The sequence below is a fragment of the Lactiplantibacillus songbeiensis genome (assembly GCF_005405125.1).
GTDB classification, from domain to species: Bacteria; Bacillota; Bacilli; order Lactobacillales; family Lactobacillaceae; genus Lactiplantibacillus; species Lactiplantibacillus songbeiensis.
The window spans coordinates 1-19,918 of the sequence record NZ_BJDL01000007.1 but is presented as its reverse complement, the minus strand read 5'-3'; the positions used below and the strand labels follow the sequence as shown (position 1 = coordinate 19,918).

The 19,918-nt window shown below is 47.1% G+C and carries 14 protein-coding genes, 9 tRNA genes and 1 pseudogene; 7 read left to right on the top strand and 17 right to left on the bottom strand.

Annotated features, from left to right (window positions below; all coding sequences use genetic code 11):
- Window position 1 precedes the first annotated feature (1 nt).
- Window positions 2-931, bottom strand: a complete 930-nt coding sequence (gene mmuM / locus FFM77_RS02245; RefSeq protein WP_137634121.1) for a homocysteine S-methyltransferase — start codon at window positions 929-931, stop codon at window positions 2-4.
- A 106-nt stretch (window positions 932-1,037) separates the two neighbouring features.
- Here mmuM and FFM77_RS02240 point away from each other — a divergent pair, with 106 nt between their 5' ends.
- The 5 genes and pseudogenes from FFM77_RS02240 (at window position 1,038) to FFM77_RS02220 (ending at window position 9,298) form a co-directional block, all read left to right on the top strand.
- The gene (locus FFM77_RS02240; protein ID WP_137634120.1) at window positions 1,038-2,417 is read left to right on the top strand and encodes an amino acid permease; all 1,380 of its coding nucleotides are present in this window, start codon (window positions 1,038-1,040) and stop codon (window positions 2,415-2,417) included.
- 2 nt (window positions 2,418-2,419) lie between these two features.
- Window positions 2,420-4,090 (top strand): acetolactate synthase large subunit, encoded by a 1,671-nt coding sequence (locus tag FFM77_RS02235; protein WP_223876755.1) that lies wholly within the window; start codon window positions 2,420-2,422, stop codon window positions 4,088-4,090.
- 1,025 nt (window positions 4,091-5,115) lie between these two features.
- Window positions 5,116-6,072 carry a ferrochelatase gene (gene hemH / locus FFM77_RS02230; protein WP_137634119.1) on the top strand — a complete coding sequence of 319 codons (957 nt, stop codon included), beginning with the start codon at window positions 5,116-5,118 and terminating at the stop codon, window positions 6,070-6,072.
- Window positions 6,062-7,386, top strand: a pseudogene (locus FFM77_RS02225) (Nramp family divalent metal transporter). The gene hemH and the pseudogene FFM77_RS02225 overlap by 11 nt, the downstream one beginning before the upstream one ends.
- Before the next feature lie 118 nt (window positions 7,387-7,504).
- On the top strand, window positions 7,505-9,298 hold the full coding sequence (locus tag FFM77_RS02220; RefSeq protein WP_137634118.1) for a glycerophosphoryl diester phosphodiesterase membrane domain-containing protein: 1,794 nt from the start codon (window positions 7,505-7,507) through the stop codon (window positions 9,296-9,298).
- Between the two features lie 428 nt (window positions 9,299-9,726).
- On the opposite strand, the gene FFM77_RS02215 is transcribed toward FFM77_RS02220, so the two are convergent.
- From FFM77_RS02215 to FFM77_RS02190, 6 genes are read right to left on the bottom strand one after another with little or no spacing between them, the layout of a single operon-like run.
- Window positions 9,727-10,251, bottom strand: a complete 525-nt coding sequence (locus FFM77_RS02215) for a shikimate kinase (RefSeq protein ID WP_137634117.1) — start codon at window positions 10,249-10,251, stop codon at window positions 9,727-9,729.
- 1 nt (window position 10,252) lies between these two features.
- Window positions 10,253-11,350 (bottom strand): prephenate dehydrogenase, encoded by a 1,098-nt coding sequence (locus FFM77_RS02210; RefSeq protein ID WP_137634116.1) that lies wholly within the window; start codon window positions 11,348-11,350, stop codon window positions 10,253-10,255.
- Window positions 11,347-12,654 carry a 3-phosphoshikimate 1-carboxyvinyltransferase gene (aroA, locus tag FFM77_RS02205; RefSeq protein ID WP_137634115.1) on the bottom strand — a complete coding sequence of 436 codons (1,308 nt, stop codon included), beginning with the start codon at window positions 12,652-12,654 and terminating at the stop codon, window positions 11,347-11,349. The genes FFM77_RS02210 and aroA overlap by 4 nt, the downstream gene beginning before the upstream one ends.
- Entirely contained in the window at window positions 12,651-13,190 is a 540-nt protein-coding gene (locus FFM77_RS02200; protein WP_137634114.1) for an amino acid biosynthesis protein, read from the bottom strand. The genes aroA and FFM77_RS02200 overlap by 4 nt, the downstream gene beginning before the upstream one ends.
- 3 nt (window positions 13,191-13,193) lie before the next feature.
- Window positions 13,194-14,363 carry a chorismate synthase gene (gene aroC, locus FFM77_RS02195; protein WP_137634113.1) on the bottom strand — a complete coding sequence of 390 codons (1,170 nt, stop codon included), beginning with the start codon at window positions 14,361-14,363 and terminating at the stop codon, window positions 13,194-13,196.
- Window positions 14,356-15,834, bottom strand: coding sequence for an MFS transporter (locus FFM77_RS02190; protein ID WP_137634112.1), 1,479 nt, complete (start codon window positions 15,832-15,834; stop codon window positions 14,356-14,358). Before FFM77_RS02190 ends, aroC begins: the two co-directional genes overlap by 8 nt.
- A gap of 573 nt (window positions 15,835-16,407) precedes the next feature.
- On the opposite strand from FFM77_RS02190, the gene FFM77_RS02185 reads away from it, so the two are divergent.
- Window positions 16,408-17,271: a metallophosphoesterase family protein gene (locus FFM77_RS02185; protein WP_137634111.1), complete on the top strand. Its 864-nt coding sequence runs from the start codon at window positions 16,408-16,410 to the stop codon at window positions 17,269-17,271.
- A gap of 84 nt (window positions 17,272-17,355) precedes the next feature.
- Complete coding sequence (locus FFM77_RS02180) at window positions 17,356-17,877, top strand: GNAT family N-acetyltransferase (protein WP_137634110.1); 522 nt, start codon at window positions 17,356-17,358, stop codon at window positions 17,875-17,877.
- 400 nt (window positions 17,878-18,277) lie between these two features.
- On the opposite strand, the gene FFM77_RS02175 is transcribed toward FFM77_RS02180, so the two are convergent.
- The 10 genes from FFM77_RS02175 to FFM77_RS02130 form a co-directional block, all read right to left on the bottom strand.
- On the bottom strand, window positions 18,278-18,793 hold the full coding sequence (locus FFM77_RS02175) for a hypothetical protein (RefSeq protein WP_137634109.1): 516 nt from the start codon (window positions 18,791-18,793) through the stop codon (window positions 18,278-18,280).
- Window positions 18,794-19,074: 281 nt separating this feature from the next.
- A tRNA-Leu gene (locus tag FFM77_RS02170) sits at window positions 19,075-19,159 on the bottom strand.
- 58 nt (window positions 19,160-19,217) lie between these two features.
- Window positions 19,218-19,288: transfer RNA gene (locus FFM77_RS02165), tRNA-Cys, on the bottom strand.
- Window positions 19,289-19,309: 21 nt separating this feature from the next.
- Window positions 19,310-19,381 (bottom strand) — tRNA-Gln (locus tag FFM77_RS02160).
- Window positions 19,382-19,388: 7 nt separating this feature from the next.
- A tRNA-His gene (locus FFM77_RS02155) sits at window positions 19,389-19,461 on the bottom strand.
- 5 nt (window positions 19,462-19,466) lie between these two features.
- Window positions 19,467-19,540, bottom strand: a tRNA-Trp gene (locus FFM77_RS02150).
- 8 nt (window positions 19,541-19,548) lie between these two features.
- Window positions 19,549-19,631 (bottom strand) — tRNA-Tyr (locus FFM77_RS02145).
- A 5-nt stretch (window positions 19,632-19,636) separates the two neighbouring features.
- Window positions 19,637-19,709: transfer RNA gene (locus FFM77_RS02140), tRNA-Phe, on the bottom strand.
- Between the two features lie 56 nt (window positions 19,710-19,765).
- Window positions 19,766-19,838: transfer RNA gene (locus tag FFM77_RS02135), tRNA-Val, on the bottom strand.
- A 4-nt stretch (window positions 19,839-19,842) separates the two neighbouring features.
- A tRNA-Glu gene (locus FFM77_RS02130) sits at window positions 19,843-19,915 on the bottom strand.
- Between the last annotated feature and the right edge of the window lie 3 nt (window positions 19,916-19,918).

The following is a 19,918-nucleotide window of genomic DNA, read 5'->3' as shown; positions in this document are numbered from 1 at the left end:
TTTACCCCACAACAATCTTAGCCGCTGCCGCAATATCTGCCGGAGTTGTCCGGCAACAACCACCAATCACGTTCGCTCCGGCGGCCATCCAGCTAGGCACAAATGAGCCATAAGGTTGGCTATCTGCATTGGGTTGCCACGTTTTTGTGATTGGATCATATTCATCGCCAGAATTAGGATAAACGATCAAAGGGATGTCGACCGCAGCCCGCAATGTCTTTAACGCCGGTTCAATATTTTCTAAGCGGGTACAATTAACGCCGACCGCCACGACATTCGGTTGTTGCGCAACCCAACGCGCCGCTGTAGCCAGTGAAGTCCCATCACATAACGTCGTGGGATTTTCAATACTAAAACTGACCCAGTACGGCTGGTCAGGGAATTCAGTTGTCACTAAATGAACCAGTGCTTGAACTTCTTCAAAATTGGGCATTGTCTCTAAAGCCAACACGTCTACACCCACTTGCGTGATTAACTGCAGCCGTTCGCGATGAAAAGCTTGATAGGCGACTTCATCTAAGTGATACTTGCCCGTATATTCACTACCATCGGCCAAGTATGCGCCGTATGGGCCGATACTACCGGCGACCACGCCACGAAAATCAGCATGTTGCGCCGCATAATCATCCCGGGCTTGATTAGCCAACGTCACGGCTTTTTGAATCAGTTGTCGGGCTTGCATTGCGGGAATCCCGGCCTGCACGAATGCTGGCACATTGGCTTGATACGTATTTGTGGTGGCAATCTGCGCGCCAGCCGCAAAATAACTTTGATGGACCGCCGTAATCGCCGCTGGCTGACTTTGCATCGCCGTGGCCGACCACAACGCACTATCCGTCGCCACCCCGCGCTTTTCTAATTCCGTGGCCATCGCCCCATCGGAAATAACGATTCCTTTTTGTAATAGCGTTTTCAATGTATTTATTGACATAATCAGTTTCCTTTCGACCATTGAATTATGGTATTCTAATGACACTGGTGAGTTTACTCATTTTATTCTAATTAATTCAAACTGACAAGGCAGGCGGATATTCTTTATGGCAAAACAGACCCATCTCAACCGGCAAATGGAGTCCCGGCACGTCTTGATGATCTCGCTCGGCGGGGTCATCGGGACCGGGCTCTTTTTAAGTTCCGGCTATACGATTCACGAAGCAGGACCCATCGGCACCCTCTTGGCTTATACCATTGGCGCCGTCTTGGTCTATTTAGTCATGCTGTGTCTCGGCGAACTAGCCGTTGCCATGCCCTACACCGGTGCTTTTCATGTCTACGCTAAGAAATACATCGGTCCCGGCACTGGCTTTACGGTCGCCATTTTATACTGGCTCACCTGGACGATTGCGCTGGGTTCCGAATTCACGGCGGCTGGCTTAATTATGCAGCACTGGTTCCCGCATATCGCCACTTGGATCTGGAGTTTAGTCTTTATGGTCGTCATCTTTACAGTCAACGCGATGTCGGTGCGCTGGTTTGCGGAAGCCGAGTTTTGGTTTGCCAGCATCAAAGTCGTTGCGATTATTGCCTTCATTATTTTAGGTGGCTTGGCGATGGTCGGCGTCTTACATTTACAAGGCCATGCGCACGCCCCATTTCTAAGCAATTATTACAAAAACGGCTGGTTTCCGAATGGCTTCGGTGGCGTCTTTACCACCATGCTGACGGTTAACTTTGCCTTTTCAGGGACCGAACTCATCGGGATTACTGCGGGCGAAACTAAAGATCCCGCCCACACGATTCCCACGGCGATTCGAACCACCCTGTGGCGGCTGATTATCTTCTTTGTCGGCAGTATGTTCGTCATGGCCGCCTTGATCCCCTACCAACAAGCAGGCGTCACTCAAAGTCCTTTCGTACTGGTCTTTAAAGCCATCGGGATTCCCTATGCCGCGGATATCATGAATTTCGTTGTCTTAACGGCGATCATGTCAGCCGCCAACTCTGGCTTATACGCGTCAACGCGGATGCTGTGGTCACTTGCCAACGAAGGGACTATTCCAAAGATTTTTAAGCGAACAACCAAACGCGACGTGCCGTTACCGGCGCTGATTACCAGCATGTTAGGTGGGATTCTCGCATTATTATCAAGTGTTTATGCTGCGGGCTCCGTTTATCTCGTGTTAGTCTCAATCTCAGGATTAGCGGTTGTGCTGGTTTGGATGGCGATTGCGTTATCGGAGATCAACTTTCGTAAAGCTTATTTAAAAGCCGGCAACAAACTTGAAGACTTGGTCTATCAAACACCAGGTTATCCGGTCGTCCCTTGGCTAGCGTTTATTTTAAGTGGCTTATCCTGTCTGTTGATCTGGTTTGATCCCAATCAACGCATCGCCCTTTATTACACGCTGCCATTCGTGGCAATTTGTTATCTAGGTTATTATTGTCATCAAAAATTCACTCACAGTAAGGAAGGTTAATTATGACGGTCCCAATGACTCAAAATACCGCCCAATTATTAGTCGCATGTCTCGAAAATGAAGGCGTCCAATACGTCTTCGGTATTCCTGGCGAAGAAAATATTCACTTAGTCGATGCGATTAACAAATCGACAAAAATCAAATTTATTTTAACTCGGCATGAACAAGGGGCTTCCTTTATGGCCAGTGTTTATGGCCGCCTAACCGGTAACCCCGGCGTTTGTGTCGCCACCCTAGGCCCTGGCGCCATTAATTTATTGTTAGGGGTCGCGGATGCCGAAACCAACTCCACCCCACTGGTTGCCATTAGTGCGCAAGGTGGCTTGGATCGACTGCATAAGGAATCCCATCAAGTCATCGACTTAGTCTCTATGTTCAAACCGGTGACCCAATACGCCAATATGGTGCTGACGTCTCACGCGGTGCCCGAAATGGTCCGTAAAGCGTTCTCAATCTCCAAACGCGACAAGCCGGGGGCCACTTACTTATCCATTCCCCAAGACGTTGAGATGGCACCAGCCGATGCTGAAAGTAAGCCGTTACCAATTGCACCAATTTCCGTGACGCAACCCACGGCCAGCGATATCGACAAAGCCGTTAAATTAATTGCCGGGGCCAAACACCCGATCATTTTAGCCGGTGATGGGGTCACTTGGAAGCATGCTGAACAATATGTCCAACAACTAAGTGAGCTCTTAGATATTCCCGTTGCCACCACCTTTATGAGTAAAGGCGTCTTGTCCGACCGGCATAAAAATGCCCTCGGGGTCGTTGGTTTTATGCGTAAAGATTATGAAAACTTCGCCTTTGACGATGCCGACCTAATTATCGCGATTGGCTTTTCGATTCAACAATTTGATCCGAAAAAGATCAATCCGCGGGGCGACAAGAAGATTATCCATATCAACATGTTCCGCCAAGATACTGATAGCCATTACGATGTCACACTCAACATTATCGCGAACATCCGGCCCAGCTTAGCCGCCTTAATTGCTGCACTAAAGGAACAAGATATTCACTACGCTAACCGCAAACCAGTGATTCGCGAAATGATTCAAAAGGAACTCGCCACCGGGGCCGCCAGTGACGCTTTCCCAATGCTGCCACAAAAAATCGTTAACGATACTCGTGCCGCTTTAGCCGATGACGATATCGTGTTAGTCGATACCGGGGCCGTTAAGATGTGGATGGCCCGGTTGTATCAGACTTACCTACCGAATACCTGCTTAATCGACAACGGTCTGTCAACGATGTCCTGGACGTTGCCCGGGGCATTAGGTGCTAAGCTCGCTTACCCGGACCGCACCGTGGTCGCCGTGATGGGTGACGGCAGCTTTATGATGAACTCCCAAGAAATCGAAACCGCGATCCGTGAAAAGCTACATCTAGTGATCGTGATTTGGGAAGATGCCTCATACGGCTTGATCAAGTGGAAGATGGATATGGAGCTCGAACATCATGATGAAGTCGACTTCAGTAATCCGGACTTCGTTAAATATGCTGAAAGTTTCGGCGCCGTTGGTTATCGCGTAACACAAGCCAGCGAGTTTGAACCGATGCTGAAACAAGCCGTTGCCGCCAAGACTGGCGTGCATATTATTACGGTGCCGGTTGATTATCGCGAAAACTTGAAGTTGATTGAAAAGCTTGGTAATACGACAATTCGGATTTAAACAGTGTCCATTAACTTGCCGCTGCGGTTGGTCTGGAGTGATGCTGGAACGTGGTGGCCACGTTTGTGAGCCAAAAAAACGGTCTCACAAGCCGGGCTTTGACTAAGAGCGGGGAAAACCACCCGCCCTAAGTCAAACGACACCACTGAGCATCATCCAGCCCGCTCTACGCTAATTTAAGTGCTAAATTTTATTTTAGTACATCTTAAAATACCCGCTAACAACTTGTCAGATAGCAAGTCATTAGCGGGTATTCTTCTGGTCCGACCATCAATTGCCAATTCTGAGCCGCCCACCGTTAATTACCGGTATTTATAATTGACTAGTTGTTTACTTTTAACTAACACCAAGCATGATTCGTTAGTGCCAACGTATAACAAATTACGATAAACAAACTGTTTGATTAATCATTCCAATAAGTCTCGATGCAACTTAGTTATCCTAAGTCATCGAGACTTATTTTTATTTAACACCTATCAAAAATTGCCAAATACAAACTAGAGCTTATTGAACATCAAGATGAATTGGAGATTTAATTCAAACAGATTAAACCAAGTTAATGGCACTTGAACAACAAATTCTGACACCTTCTTCGACCACTTCAGACCTTAATTGAAGAACTTTCATAACAAACTTAAATAGTGAAAACGGCTACTCATTGCTTGGAAATCTAAATAATGAGTAGCCGTTTTTACTATAACGAATACTTAGTCGTTAACGACGGGCAGCCGAATTGGCTCAGTGGTGTCGTTTTACTTAATCGGTGATTCTTCCGATTTAGTAAAAGCCCGGCTTTTGAGACCGCACTGTGGCTCGAAAACGTGGCCACCATGTTTCAGCCGATTCCGGGCCAACCAGAGTGGCAGCTTAACTCCAACTAGCAGCAAATATATTTTGTATATTGACTTACCAAACTAATTACCTGATTATCACTTGATAACCGCAACAATTCAGGGCGTCAATCCATTTTTATCAATAATTTTATGCCATAATGAACTCGATATCAGTTGAAAGGAGTCGTCAATATGCGACCAGGACTCTTACTTGTGAATTTAGGCTCACCCGCATCGCCGCAGACTGCCGACGTCAAAGCCTATTTAAGTCGTTTTTTAAGTGATCCCAGTGTGATCGAAATGCCGCCAGCAATTTGGCAACCCTTATTACACGGTTTGATTTTGCCACTACGCGCTTGGCGTTCGGCCACTTTCTACCGTGATAGCTGGCTGGCGGCCGGTTCACCACTGATTGTTCGTTCCCAGCAAATCCGTGATTTAGTGCAAGCCGACTTACCGACTTGGGACGTTCGTCTCGCAATGACTTATGGTAAACCCGCCATTGGCAAGACGTTAAAACAAATGGCTGCTGCGGGGTGTCCGCAAGTGATTGTCCTACCACTCTTCCCGCAATACACCCAAAGTACCCACCAATCTATTTTGATTCAAGCAGAAACCAGTGGCGTGCCCATGACGTTTATCAAGCACTTTTACGATGAACCTGACTATTTACAACTATTGGCTGACCAAGTGCAGGCTAGCTATGACCAACACAATTATGATCGGATCATTTTCAGTTATCATAGTATTCCCACGGCCATGGTTCGCCACGGTGACCCTTACTTGCAAGAATGCTTAGCTACCACTAAAGCGGTCCTCAAACGGTTGCCTGACTTACCGGCGGATCACGTCATCACCGCATTTCAATCCAAATTTGGTCCGATGCCATGGTTGAAACCCTATTTAAAAAATGAATTAATGACTCTCGTTGAAAAAGGCCACCGCAATGTGCTCATTGTGACGCCTTCCTTTGTCGTCGACTGTCTAGAAACGATTGAAGAAGATTATGTTCAAAATTATCAGACTTTTCGTGCTAGCGGCGGTAACCGTTTTGACTTAGTGCCACCAATGAATGATAATCCGCGCTTTAGTCAATTCTTAGCGGACCTGGCAACCCGCTGGTGGGAGGCGCAAGTCCATGAAGCCTAAAGATGAGCCCAGTCTCACTGAAATCAACCGCAGCGTGCCCGTCCCTGGCGTTGCACAAACTGCCTTTTGGCAAAAATTTCTCGCCTATAGTGGCCCCGGTGCCCTAGTTGCGGTTGGCTATATGGATCCCGGCAATTGGCTGACGTCACTAGCTGGCGGCAGTCAATTTCAATATCACCTACTAGCCGTCTTAGGCATGGCCATTATCGTTGCCACGTTCATGCAAGCCTTAGCCATAAATTAGGAGTCGTCACCCGCCAAGATTTAGCACAAGCTATCGCCCAGTTTTGTCCACGACCAGTTCGTTACGGCTTGTGGCTGCTGAACGAAGTCGCGATGATGGCCACTGATCTGACCGGCGTCATCGGCACGGCCATCGCGTTGAAATTACTCTTTGGCTTACCCTTACTAGCTGGCATCTTGCTGACTATTGGCGACGTCTTAATTGTCTTGCTCTTTTTGAGATTCGGCATTCGACGGATTGAATTCATCGTTTTGGCAGCAATCTTGACGGTCGGTCTGATTTTTGGCTGTGAAGTTGGCCGCACAAACTTGCATGCGGGGACTATCTTGGCGGGCTTAGTTCCGACACCATTAATTTTCAAAAATCATGCCGCTTTAATGCTAAGCCTAGGGATTCTTGGTGCCACCATCATGCCGCATAACTTGTATTTGCATTCTTCTTTGGCCCAAAGTCGGCGTTATGACGACCATAATCCGGCCCAAGTCACCGAAGCATTACGATTTGCTAACTGGGATTCCACTATTCATCTACTGGCCGCTTTCGTCATTAATGCGCTCCTACTCATTCTCGGTGGCACGTTATTTTTCCATACAACTACCCAATTAGCCAATTTACAGGCTGTATTTAATGGTTTGAAGAATCCAGCCATCGTTGGCGCTTTGGCTAGTCCCGTCATGAGTAGCCTGTTCGCCTTTGCGTTACTGATCACCGGCCTGATTTCATCGATCACTAGTACGCTTGCCGGCCAAATCGTCATGGAAGGTTACTTACATATCCGACTACCCCTGTGGCAACGACGCCTCTTAACTCGGCTAGTCACCCTACTACCGATTTTCTTAATTGGCCTACTGGTCGGTTTTACGGACCATGCTTTTGAACAATTAATCATCTACGCACAAGTTGCTTTGAGCATTGCTTTACCAATCACCTTATTTCCGATGGTCGCCCTCACTAGTCATGCTAAATTAATGGGGACCCACGTCAATCACTGGTGGACAACGGTGTTGGGCTATGGCCTGACCTTAATCATTACCGGCTTAAATTTAGACTTGGTTTGGCATTTATTTTAGAATCAACATTTTATATATTCTTTACAATTGGCAGTTACCAGCAATTCGCCAATCCATCCCCCGGTCACCAACCACATATGCTAAACTATAACTAAATTAATTTTAGGGGGCCTGCAACATGGGGGCATGGCGTTTTTGGTGGGCTGGGACCCGCCGTTTTTATCAACACTGGGGCAGTTACGTCGCGCTGATTTTTGGGACTAACTTAGCGATTAGCTACGTGGCCATTCCGTTTTTTAACTGGGCATTGGAGATGCTCTTAAAGTGGCAAGGTGTCGCTTATGTGTCATATACCAATTTCGGCCACATCATGGTCAAAGAACCCTTGGCGTTTGTTGGCATGTTGCTATTATTACTAGCAGTAATTATTTTGGTTTACTGGCAATTCGCCTTCCTACTCCTAGGAATCATTAATATTCTCAATGGTCGACCAGCAACCGTGCGTGATGTCTTGTATGACACAGTTCACAGCTTAAATCATACCTCGATTGGGACCTTTATCTTTTTTATCGGCTATTTTATGGTGATTTTGCCATTTGGTAGCTATCTCTTTACAACCCCGCTCTTGAATAAGGCACGAATTCCAGCTTTTATCGTCAGCTATTTACTTGAGAACCCATGGCTAGCAGTGGCCTTAGCCGTCTTTTATCTCGGCGCTGGTTATCTAGGCTTACGGTTAATCAGCTTATTGCCACTCATGATTATCGACCAACTCCCCTGGCGTCAAGCCGTTAAACAGAGCTGGCAACAGACACAACACCGCATCTGGCGCTACCTCTGGCACATGCTCGTCATTTTAGGTATGGTGACGCTAATCGTGTTGGTTATTTATGGCGGCATTTACGTTGCTCAACTCGGCTTTGACCACACCAACTTTGGGATGGCCGCCGCGACGGTTAACTTATTTATGATGGAAGTCGTCACGGAAATTATCATCTGTTACACGACCGTCCTGTTTATGATGCTGATTATTGCCTGCTACCGACAAGACCTAACCTTGCCCATGCAAAATCAACTTCGATTCAACGAAGCGCCCCGCCTCAAACGACTGACTCGGACGACAGTCATCATTGGGATGACGTTAGCCAGTGGCCTATTAGTTGCGTTTAATTTGATTTATCTAAATGGCCTCGCCATCACCCAACCGTTGATGATTGCCCATCGCGGTGTCGATAATGGTAACGGCGTGCAAAATACGATGCCATCTTTGATTAAGACTAGTCGCGAACATCCTGACTACATCGAGATGGACGTACAAGTCACTAAGGATCATCAATTTGTCGTGATGCATGATACTAATTTAAAGAAATTAGCGGGTATCAAGAAAAAGCCCGCACAGTTAACCTTGAACCAATTGACTAAACTAACGGTTCACGAAAACGGCTACCAAGCCAAGATTCCGAGTTTCGACCAATATTTAACCGCCGCTCATCAACACCATCAAAAATTATTAGTCGAAATCAAAACGACATCAGCGTATACCCGTCAAGATACGACGCGCTTCATTAAACGCTATGGTCAAACGTTGCAGAAAAATCATGACCAGGTGCATACGCTCAGCTACAAGGTCATGACCGATTTAAAAACGCAAGACCCGCATCAATTCGTCAATTATATCTTGCCATATAATCTAACTTTTCCATATACAAGCGCCAATGGTTATACGATGGAAGCCACGACGCTAAACGATCAGTTCGTCAGTAAAGCCGACCGTAATCATCAAAAAGTTTACGCATGGGATATCGATGACACTGACTTGATGGATCAGATGATGTTCATGGGGGTCAACGGCATCATCACCGACAATCTGCATGAGATGCAAGTCGAAGCTAAGACCAATACCGATCACCCCGGTTATTCGAAACTACTCTTAACGTTTATGAATGAATTGAGCTTAACTTCTAATGAATAGCACCTCAAAACACCCGCTAGCAGTCTGTTAGCGGGTGTTTTATGTATTAGTTGGATAAATTTACCACTCTGGTTGGGCCAGAATTGGCTGGAACGTGGTGGCCACGTTTTCGAGCCATAGGGCGGTCTCGAAAACCGGGCTTGATCTAAGTCGCCTAAAAACCAGGCAACTAAGATCAACGACACCACTGAGCCAATTCTGGCCCGCCCGGCGTTAAATAACGGGAATTAATGACTATTTATTGTCGATTACAAATTTAGCCGAGAGGTTGGGTTCTAAAATGCTCAGCCGTGTCGTTGGCCTTAGTGCGAGTGTTTTTCTCGGACTTAGGCCAAGGTCAGTTTTGCAGACCGGGCTTTGGCTTCAAAATGACCCATGGCGTTCCAGCGTTTTAGAACCCAACCGGCAGGCGGCAACCTCCCACGACCCTAACCTTGAGCAGTCCGGCGTGCGGGTTGACTTAACCAGTCTTGAATGGTCGCCACAATCTCGTTCGGGGTCAATTGGTCGGTCTGAATCACCAAGTCCGCCGCCGCTTCGTATAAAGGGGCACGATGATGTTTCAGTGCCAATAATGCCGTTGTATCCAAGTCATTAACCAATGGCCGGCTAGTATCATGGGACACACGGTCGAGGATCGTGGCATCGTCAGCGGCTAGACAAATAACCGGCACTGGACTAGCCGTCAAAATTGCCGCATTAGCCGGAATCGTGGGCGTCCCGCCACCCGTCGAAAGCACGCCTGGTTGCGCCAAGGCCCCGCGCAACGTTTGTTGTTCGAGTTGCCGGAAGTACCCTTCGCCATGTTCCTCAAAAATCGCCGTAATGGCTTGGCCGGCCCGGTCAACAATCATGTCATCCAAATCAGCATGTTGGGTCATTAATTGGTCCGCCAATAGCCGACCAACCGTCGTTTTGCCACTACCCATAAATCCAATTAAAATTGCTTCCATCTTAACTTCTCCTCACAATCTGATAATCTGCTTGTTGTAATAGGGTTGCCGCTTGATCACGTGTGGCGGCATCGCCGAACGTGACTTGTAAGACCCCATCGACGTCTTCACGAATCTCTAAAATATGAATATTCACTAAGCTCAATCCCGCGGCAGCCAAACGTTGCGTCACATCAGCAATCGCACCGGTCTGATCCGGAATATTTAAAAATAAATCGAAAAAGTTAGGCAAGCTTCCCAGGTGTTCCGGTCCTAAATGATCACGGGTGGTCTTCGCTGCAGCGAAAAACGCGTTGATTTTAGTCGCATCTTGCTGCTCAATCGCGGCTTTAATTGCAGCTAACTGGTCGATATAATCCTGTAATTGGCTGGTTACGACTTGCCCGTTATTCAATAAAATCGACTGCCACATGGTCGGGTCCGCCGACGCGATGCGGGTAATGCTTTTAAAGCCCCCCGCCGCCAACCGTAACCCTAGCGGTGAATCGGCCAACGCTTGTTGCGTCTGATTCACTAGCGCTGCGGCCACCACATGTGGCAAATGACTGAGCTGACCGACTAACCGATCATGTTGCTTAGGTGTCACCGTGAGCCATTTGACATGCGTGCCCACTAATAAGACCTGCAACTGCTGGACCGCAGTGGTTGGTGCTAAGCCGGGCACTAAGAAGTAGTACGCATTTTCAAATAAATCAGCGCGGCCCGCTCTCACGCCCGATTTATGCGAACCAGCCATTGGATGCCCGCCCACAAAGGCTAACCCCCGTTGTTGTAATGGTTTGGCCGCCGCTAACACCGTCTGCTTCGTACTCCCAACATCGGTAATCACCACTTGCGGTTTCAACGGCAGCTTGGCTAAAGTCGCTAGGTCGTCACAAATCACGGCGACCGGCCCAGCTAAAATGATCACATCGGCGGTCACTGCCGCAGTTGAGAAATCAGTTGTCACCTTATCAACGAGCTGACTTTGTTGCGCGTAATCAAGAGTTGCTGGAACCACGTCACTGCCCACAATCGTGACGGCTGGATGCGCTTGACGAATCGCTAGCGCCAGCGAACTGCCAATCAGCCCGAGTCCTTTAATCAATACTTGCGTCATGCCAATACCTCCGTTGCCGGTAATAATTGTTGTAAATCATGAAAGAAGTTCGGGTACGAGATACTGATGGCTGACGAGTTTGCCAACGTTAACGGTATCTGAAGCCGCAACGCCGCAATCGCCATCATCATGCCGATGCGGTGATCACCGTGACTGTCCAATTGTGACGTCTGGACGTGCCAAGCCGGCCGCCCGTCAATTACAAAACCATCAGGGCGTTCTTCAATCGCGACGCCTAGTTTGCGTAATTCAGTCACAATCGTGGCAATGCGATCCGTTTCCTTGACCCGTAACTCACCAGCACCGCTAATTCGACTGACCCCATTAGCGGTCGCCGCTAATAGCGCCACTAACGGTAATTCATCGATCACCGCTGGAATATCAGCTGCCGTCAAGGTAATCGGCTTTAGTTCAGTCGCCGCTACGGTCACATCGCCGAATGGTTCACCCGTACTAGCAGTTGGTGTAATCGTGACATCGCCGCCCATACGTTGCAATACTGTTAATAAACCGGTCCGCGTGGGATTCAAACCAACATTGTGCAATCGCACGCGGGAACCGGGCACGATGCTAGCCGCTGTTAAAAAGAAGGCTGCTGACGATAAGTCTCCGGGTACCGTCACATCTTGCCCCCGCAAGTTTGGTTGCGGCTGAACCGTAATCGTCTTTCCATCAGCTGCCGTCGCAATCTCGCCACCAAACGCCTGCAGTAAGCGTTCGGTATGATCACGCGTCGGTAATTTTTCAATAATCGTACTTGGGTGGTCAGCTTGTAATGCCGCTAAGATTAACGCGCTTTTGACTTGAGCACTGGCGACCGTCATTTGGTAATTGGCGGCATGTAAACGCTGGCCGTGAATGTTCATTGGTAAATGACCATTCACTAAATCCAATTTGGCACCCATCGTAGCTAATGGCTGACGGACCCGTTCCATTGGCCGCTGACTGAGTGAGTCATCACCAATGAGTGTACTGTCAAAAGGTTGGCCAGCCAATAAGCCGGCTAATAAGCGCGTTGCTGTCCCAGCATTACCCATATCTAAAGGATGGTGTGACGCTGTCAAGCCATGTAATCCGCGACCGATTATCTGAACAGTCGTTGCCTCCCGGTCAATTTGAACACCGAGCGCTTGCATGGCACCTAATGTGGACAAGCAATCATCAGCGGGTAAAAAGTTGGTTAACGTAGTCGTCCCTTGGCTAATTGCACCAAAGATCAGGCCGCGGTGGGAAATACTTTTGTCACCAGGAACCGTCAATGTACCGTGGAGACCATTAGCGGGTTGGCTGTTTAATTTTTTCATTCATCGTCATCCTTAATATGATATAGACACCAGACCATCGCGGGCGTTAAACGTTTCACCACCCGTTCATTGGCCGTTAGTGTGACATTTTTTTCATTCGTTAAAACGTAGCCGGCTTGATTGGTTTGATAAAGTTGATAAGCCGCCACTTTACTTGGCGCCGTTTGCACGTCGACATGACTGACAATCCGTTGTAAGAGTTGGGCCGTCGCCGCATGTGTGTAGCCGATGCGATTATCCGCATCCAATCGCTGCACGACCACTAATGGGTTCAACTGCGTCATAAAGCAACGGGTCAACGTCATCTTATCAAGCAAGGCATAGTGGACATCGCCCCAACTTGCTTGTAACGCCGGTGATTTGAACGCCGCCGGTAATAGTAAATAATCACCACTGTAGCGATCCAAATGGGTCAAGATGGCTTCAAAGCTTGGGTGACCAACAATCGTCATCGGCGTCACTGCGGGCAATTGGTTATAAGTTTGCGCCGCCGCATAACTATCAGTAGCAGCGGGACCTAACGTATGCATCTGCATTGGCTAGTACGCTTGGAGTTCGGCGCGATAAGCTTGCACCATCGCTTGTAACCGACTCAAGTTGCTGCCATCAAAGGTCGCTGTAATCGCACGGGCAAGTTCAATCGCCACAACACTTTCAACAACGATTGACGCGGGCACGATGGCAGTCGTATCTGAGCGTTCTACGCTTGCCTTTTGAATCGCTTTCGTCTGGATATCAACACTTTGTAATGGTTTGTAAAGCGTTGGAATCGGCTTCATCGCCGCCTTAATAATGATTGGCATTCCGTTGGTCATGCCACCTTCAAAGCCGCCCAGATGATTCGTCAACCGAGACCATCCGTTTTCAGCATCCCAATCGATCTCATCCATCACCTGACTGCCATAGCTCGCAGCCGCGGCAAAGCCATCGCCAATCTCAACGCCTTTCATCGCATTGACGCCCATCACGGCGGCTGCCAGTTGTCCATCCAACTTAGTGTCCCAATTAGTGTAGCTACCTAAGCCCGCTGGGACATTAGTGGCAACCACTCGTATCACGCCACCTAGTGTATCGCCGGCTTTTTTAGTCGCGGTAATGAGGTCGTGAATATCATCAACTTGCGCATTATCGGTAATTCGTAAATCGTTTTGTGCGATGGCTTGAGTCAATTCAGTGACTGACAAGCTCGCTTGCGGATCAACTTGGATTTGCCCAATCTGTTGCACGTAGCCGACTAAGTCGATCCCGAGTTGGGCTAATAATTGCTTACAAATCTGACCGATTGCCACCCGCATGGCCGTTTCACGAGCAGATGACCGTTCCAAGACATTCCGTAGATCGCGGTGACCGTATTTCATGCCGCCAACGAGATCCGCGTGACCAGGTCGTGGTCGGGTGACTTGCCGCAAGGTATTGTCAGCGGTCGCTGGACTAGTCGGATTCATAATCGCGTGCCAATGCGCATGATCCCGATTTTGAATCGTTAACGCAATCGGGGAACCCAAAGTCACACCATGACGTAAGCCACCAGTAACCGTCACCGTATCGTGCTCGATTTGTTGCCGATTACCGCGGCCAAAGCCACCTTGCCGCGCAGCTAGGCCGGTGTTAATGGCCGCGATATCTAAGGTTAATCCGGCTGGAATCCCGGTTAAAATGCCAGTTAATTGGGGCCCATGTGATTCACCGGCCGTCACGTAATTAATCATGTGTTAATTCCTCCTTATGCTGAGTGGATCTCGTTGTCATTTCAGTCGTCGTTTTACGGGCACTTTGGTACGCCCGCGAATTCAACATAATCGCTTGGTAAATTGCTTGTAAGTATGGCGTATGGGCAGCGGTTTGACTCTTTTGTGCAACTTGATCTAAAACGCGATCTTCACGTTGCTGATCTAAGACTGGTAATTGTTCAGCTTGTTTTAAATCGCCAATCGTGGTGACCATGTCGAACCGTTGATTGAGTAGCCGAACGATCTGTTGATCAATCTGATTAATATGTTGCCGTTCGTGAGCTAAGGACTTCGTTGGTCCTAACGCCCAGACGGCCAAAGCAACTAAAGCCACGCCAGCTAAGCCAACCACTAAATCAAAGCGCATCGCCGCGCCAATACTTTGCTTCGACAACCAGCCGGTAATCAACGGAATCGTGAACGCCGCGATACTACCAAAAGTGAAGAAGACGCCGGTCACAGTTCCTTTAGCTTGGGGGTAAAGCCGGATAAATAAGTTCAACCCCACTTGCATCATGCCACCAGCAGCAGTAAAGCCAAAAACGAATGATGCGATGATCGATAACCATGGCCAACTCGTGTAACACACGACTAGTAATGCGACTAACGAGCTCAGGTTCATCGTCAGTAAGACTTTATTTTCAGCTGCACCACGATGTAGCAACCAGAACGTCACGAGCACGCCAGTAATGGACCCGATACTGTATAGTGATAGTAATAAATGTGCCAACACACGCGAGTAGTTCAATTCGCTGGTCACGAATAAACTGATCCATTGCGTGTATAAGATCATCACAGCCATTGACGTGTAGCCGTAACCAGCCAAGCTAGCACTGGCTAACCAACGACGGGCTTTGGATAATTGTTGACCCGCCGCTTGGGCACTTGCATCGACCTGGTTACGTACTGGAAATTTCTGCCGATTCAGTAAGACCACATTGACGATCAAAACGACGGCCGCTAACATAAAGGACCAGCCGTACCATTGCCGCGTGGTTTCTAGACTGGCAATCAATAATGGTAAGATAAATTCACCAGCGGACATGAAGGCTTTAATCAACACGTTAGCGGATCCTTGCCGACCACCCATTTCGATGAAGGTCGTGTAGGTCCCAGAATCTAAAGCCGAGTTGGCAATCCCCGCTAGAATAGCTAAGGCATAGGCCACCTGAATATTAGTCACAAACGCCATACCAATGAAGAAGACTAAGTAACTCAACATCCCAATATTAATAAATAACTTACGACCATAACGATCAGATAATTTGCCAAATAGGAAGTAGGCAAACAAGCGCCCCATCCCAATTCCCGAAACCACGTAGGAAACGGTGGCTATTGGCGTTTGCCAATGCTGGCTTAACGCTTGCATATTTTGCGTTAAAATAATTAACCCAATCCCATGAACGAAGTAATTCAGGTATAAACTCAACGATAATGCTCTCTTATGCATGTTAACCACTACTTAAAATTAAAAACGAATTAGAATATAAAAAGCCAGCTAGATTTAGAAAATCTAGCTGGCTTTAAAAACCATGCAGGAATAAATGATGTTTATTCCCAGCTAGACCTTCACGTGTCTAGCTGGTCAAAGACAAAAATGACTTTGCTCACCTTAGACACGGGCGTGTTCACCGCCCGCATCTAAGAAACTAATGCGGACGCTACCTAAAGTAATAAAAGCCATAATAATACGCGTTAGTTGACCAAAGTTGTGTCATAATTATCTTTCCTTTCCGTTAAGTTGATATTTACATTAAAACATTCTCATTTAATGCTGTCAATACTAATTTCATTTTAATTTTATTCATCACTAAAAAAAGGTAAAATAAAAACCGTCGTAATCAGCGAGATTACGGCGACGTGAAACGAATTGGCTTGAATATACGTGCTAATAGATTACTTCGTTCCAATGACCAAGCTTACCAGAGTCAAGTTGCAACCACGTTACAGCCAGTTAACAAAAGTTCAAAGAAACGATTAAGCCGATAACAAACTTTAATCGCACTTACGGAGGCTATTACTCATGTTACATAAAATTGCCGTACTCTCAGATATTCATGGCAACGCCACGGCCCTAACAGCTGTCCTGGCCGATGCCAAACAACAAGCCGTAACCGAATTTTGGACGGTCGGTGACATCACCGTGCGTGGACCGGAAGCCGAACGGTGTATGACCTTACTTGATCAAGTGGCCCCCACCGTTTACGTGTTAGGTAATCACGAACAAAACTATCGTAAAGTTTTAACCGCGACACCCACAACGTTCAACCAACCGAAACAAATTATGGCCACGATTTTAACAGCTTATGACCGCGCCCAATTATCGACCACCCACTTTGAGCAATTAGTACACTTACCACTGACCGTTACTAAGCAAGTCGGTGAGCTGAAGATTCGGCTGCAACACGTTTTACCGAACTTCGCCAGTGGCCATACCTTGGCGCCAACTGAAGCTCAAGTTAATTTCGATCAAGCGACAGTTGGTGATCCGGATATTGTGATTTACGCTCACACCCACCAACCACTAATGCGGTATTCAACTAACGGCCAATTAATTTTAAACGCGGGCACCGTGGGCCTACCGACCGCCGTTCATCCACAATTGCGACAACAGCGCGCGATGTATTTACTATTGACGTTCGATGATCATGGTCTCCTAGATATTAGTTATCGCCAAGTGCCCTTCGACTGGCAAGCAGCGATTCAAATCGCCCGTGATCACCAGCTCCCCTATTTGCCATTCTATGAACAAACTTTAGTAACGGGCGCTTATCAGTACGCCCCCAGTGCTGTCGCCGCTTATAATGAGGAGCATCAGCTAGCTAGTCAAGCGGCGCAGATTTTGACCAATTTGCAAAATGGAAAAATTAATGAAAATCAGAAGTAAATCCTTTCAATCTGACCAGATTTCTGTATACTGTTTAAGTCAGCGTGAATCCGCGCCGATGTAACAGGAGAGGAGCACTGCAACATGTATTTCAAGAAAGCAACCCTCGATGATATTGATACAATCATCGACATTTTAAGCGACGGCCGTAACCAATTGGCCGAAGCCGGCGTGAACCAATGGCAAGGCGACTACCCATCACGTAATCAGATTACCGAAGATATTATGGGTGGATCGGCCTATCTCTTCAATGAAGACGATCACGCAACCGTTGGAGCTGTTGCCGTCGTGCCATCACCCGACACGACTTATGATACTGCCAAAGCCACTTGGCTAAACACGACCGAACCATACCGGGTCATCCACCGTGTGGCCATCCATTCCAGTAAAGCTGGTCATGGTTATGCCACTCAACTCTTTGAAAAAATGATTGATCATATTATCCGCCGTCATCCGGAAATTAAAAGTATTCGGATCGACACCCATGCTGACAACTTACCGATGCAACATTTGATTGCTAAAATGGGGTTCGAACGAGTTGGCGAAATGGTCGGCGTCTATCACCAAGATGACGTCTGCTACGTTTATGAAAAGCTAATTAAGTAAATCGAAAAAAGCCTGGTTAACCAGAATCACATTTTGTGTGATCAGTTAACCAGGCTTTTGTAGTCAGTTTCTTATTCAGTGGCATAGTTGCTGACGCCAGTTCGTATCGAACCGCCCACGTTTCTCGAAATATAACCGTTTATCGTTTTATTCAAGGCAGTTCATTCGTAATTAGCCGTTTAGGTCGGCACTTACGTCTTAAAAAAGGTCATAGAATTTCTATTATGCCTTTTTACCATATGGGAAAAGATGGCTATCTAGTACATGTTAAGGGGCATGGTCACCACCTTTACTACGCAAGAACAAATAGATCACATTGGTTTAAATATTGATCAGACTATTCTTCTTTGATACCACTTAAATCACAATTTAACTATATTTGTTTCACGATAGCCTATTTTTAAATCAAATCTGCAATATCAGCATATTTCGCTGTCCAATCAGTTAATCCTCGCTTCAAAATTGGTTGCTGTAAGAAATAATCCAATTGAGCTTGGCGCACCTGCTGATCTAAAAAGACATAACTACGTGGGGTTACAAAATTATCAAACCTTATTCTAAGCGTTTTTAACCTAATCAGGGGAAATTGTACCCATTCAGTAATCGGAATCGCCACACCGCTGTTTTGAGCCTTAAAATATGCGTTGACACTTTTGCTGCTCTCATTTTGAAGCCGATACCCGATTTGAGCCAACGAGTTAACAGTGGCCTTAATTGGTTGGTCACACTTCATAAATAGGTTTACACCACCTTGCGAACCAGTTGTATAAACAAACGCTTGAAATGGCTGCTTGAAGAAGCGATGCCGATACTCAATGACTTTTGTTTGCGCAACAATAGCCTGCGTATTTTCTGGATGTAAAGACAATAATAACGTCGGTAAGTCTGGATCATAAACTGTTCTAACTAGAGTCATTTTAAGTCCTCGTTTAATAAAAAACCGTTAATCAATACTTACCATTTAAAATTCGTCGTATCCATAATCGATTGATACTGGGTGGATTCGACGTATCCGAGTTCGATCCTGATCACCGGTATCGCCCCCCCTTCTGATGACAGACTCGTTTTCAAATATGAAAAATCAGCATTCAACAATCGTTTGTTATATCGCTGTTATTCCGTTATAACGACAAAAAAAGAGACACCACACATAAGGTATGATGTCTCTTTTTATCGTAACTACTTATGTAGCAATGATACCGGCGATCGGGGTCGAACCGATACTCCCTCAACGGGAACTGGATTTTGAGTCCAGCGCGTCTGCCAATTCCGCCACGCCGGCATAATAATGAATTGGACTTACTACTATTTACTGATCAGGTTTACAACCCTTTCAGGAAAGGCGGTAACCGGATTTGAACCGGTGATGAAGGTTTTGCAGACCTCTGCCTTACCACTTGGCTATACCGCCATCATTTTTGCCCAAACCCAATTGGGTTAGCTGGATTCGAACCAGCGCATGATGGAGTCAAAGTCCATTGCCTTACCACTTGGCTATAACCCAATCAAAGGGCGGTATGTGGGAATCGAACCCACGCGTGCCGGAGCCACAATCCGGTGCGTTAACCACTTCGCCAATACCGCCATCATGGCAGGGATAGTAGGAGTTGAACCCACATCGATGGTTTTGGAGACCATTGTTCTACCATTGAACTATATCCCTATGAAAAATGGAGGGGAGTGGATTCGAACCACCGAACCCGAAGGAGCGGATTTACAGTCCGCCGCGTTTAGCCAGACTTCGCTACCCCTCCATAAATGGCGCGGGACGGAATCGAACCGCCGACACATGGAGCTTCAATCCATTGCTCTACCGACTGAGCTACCGAGCCAAATTACATTTTTCATGATGAAGTCTATTAAATTAATGATGAGTAAACTCATCATATGGAGGATACAGGGCTCGAACCTGTGACCCTCTGCTTGTAAGGCAGACGCTCTCCCAACTGAGCTAATCCTCCATGATGACCCCTACGGGATTCGAACCCATGTTACTGCCGTGAAAGGGCAGTGTCTTAAACCACTTGACCAAGGGGTCATA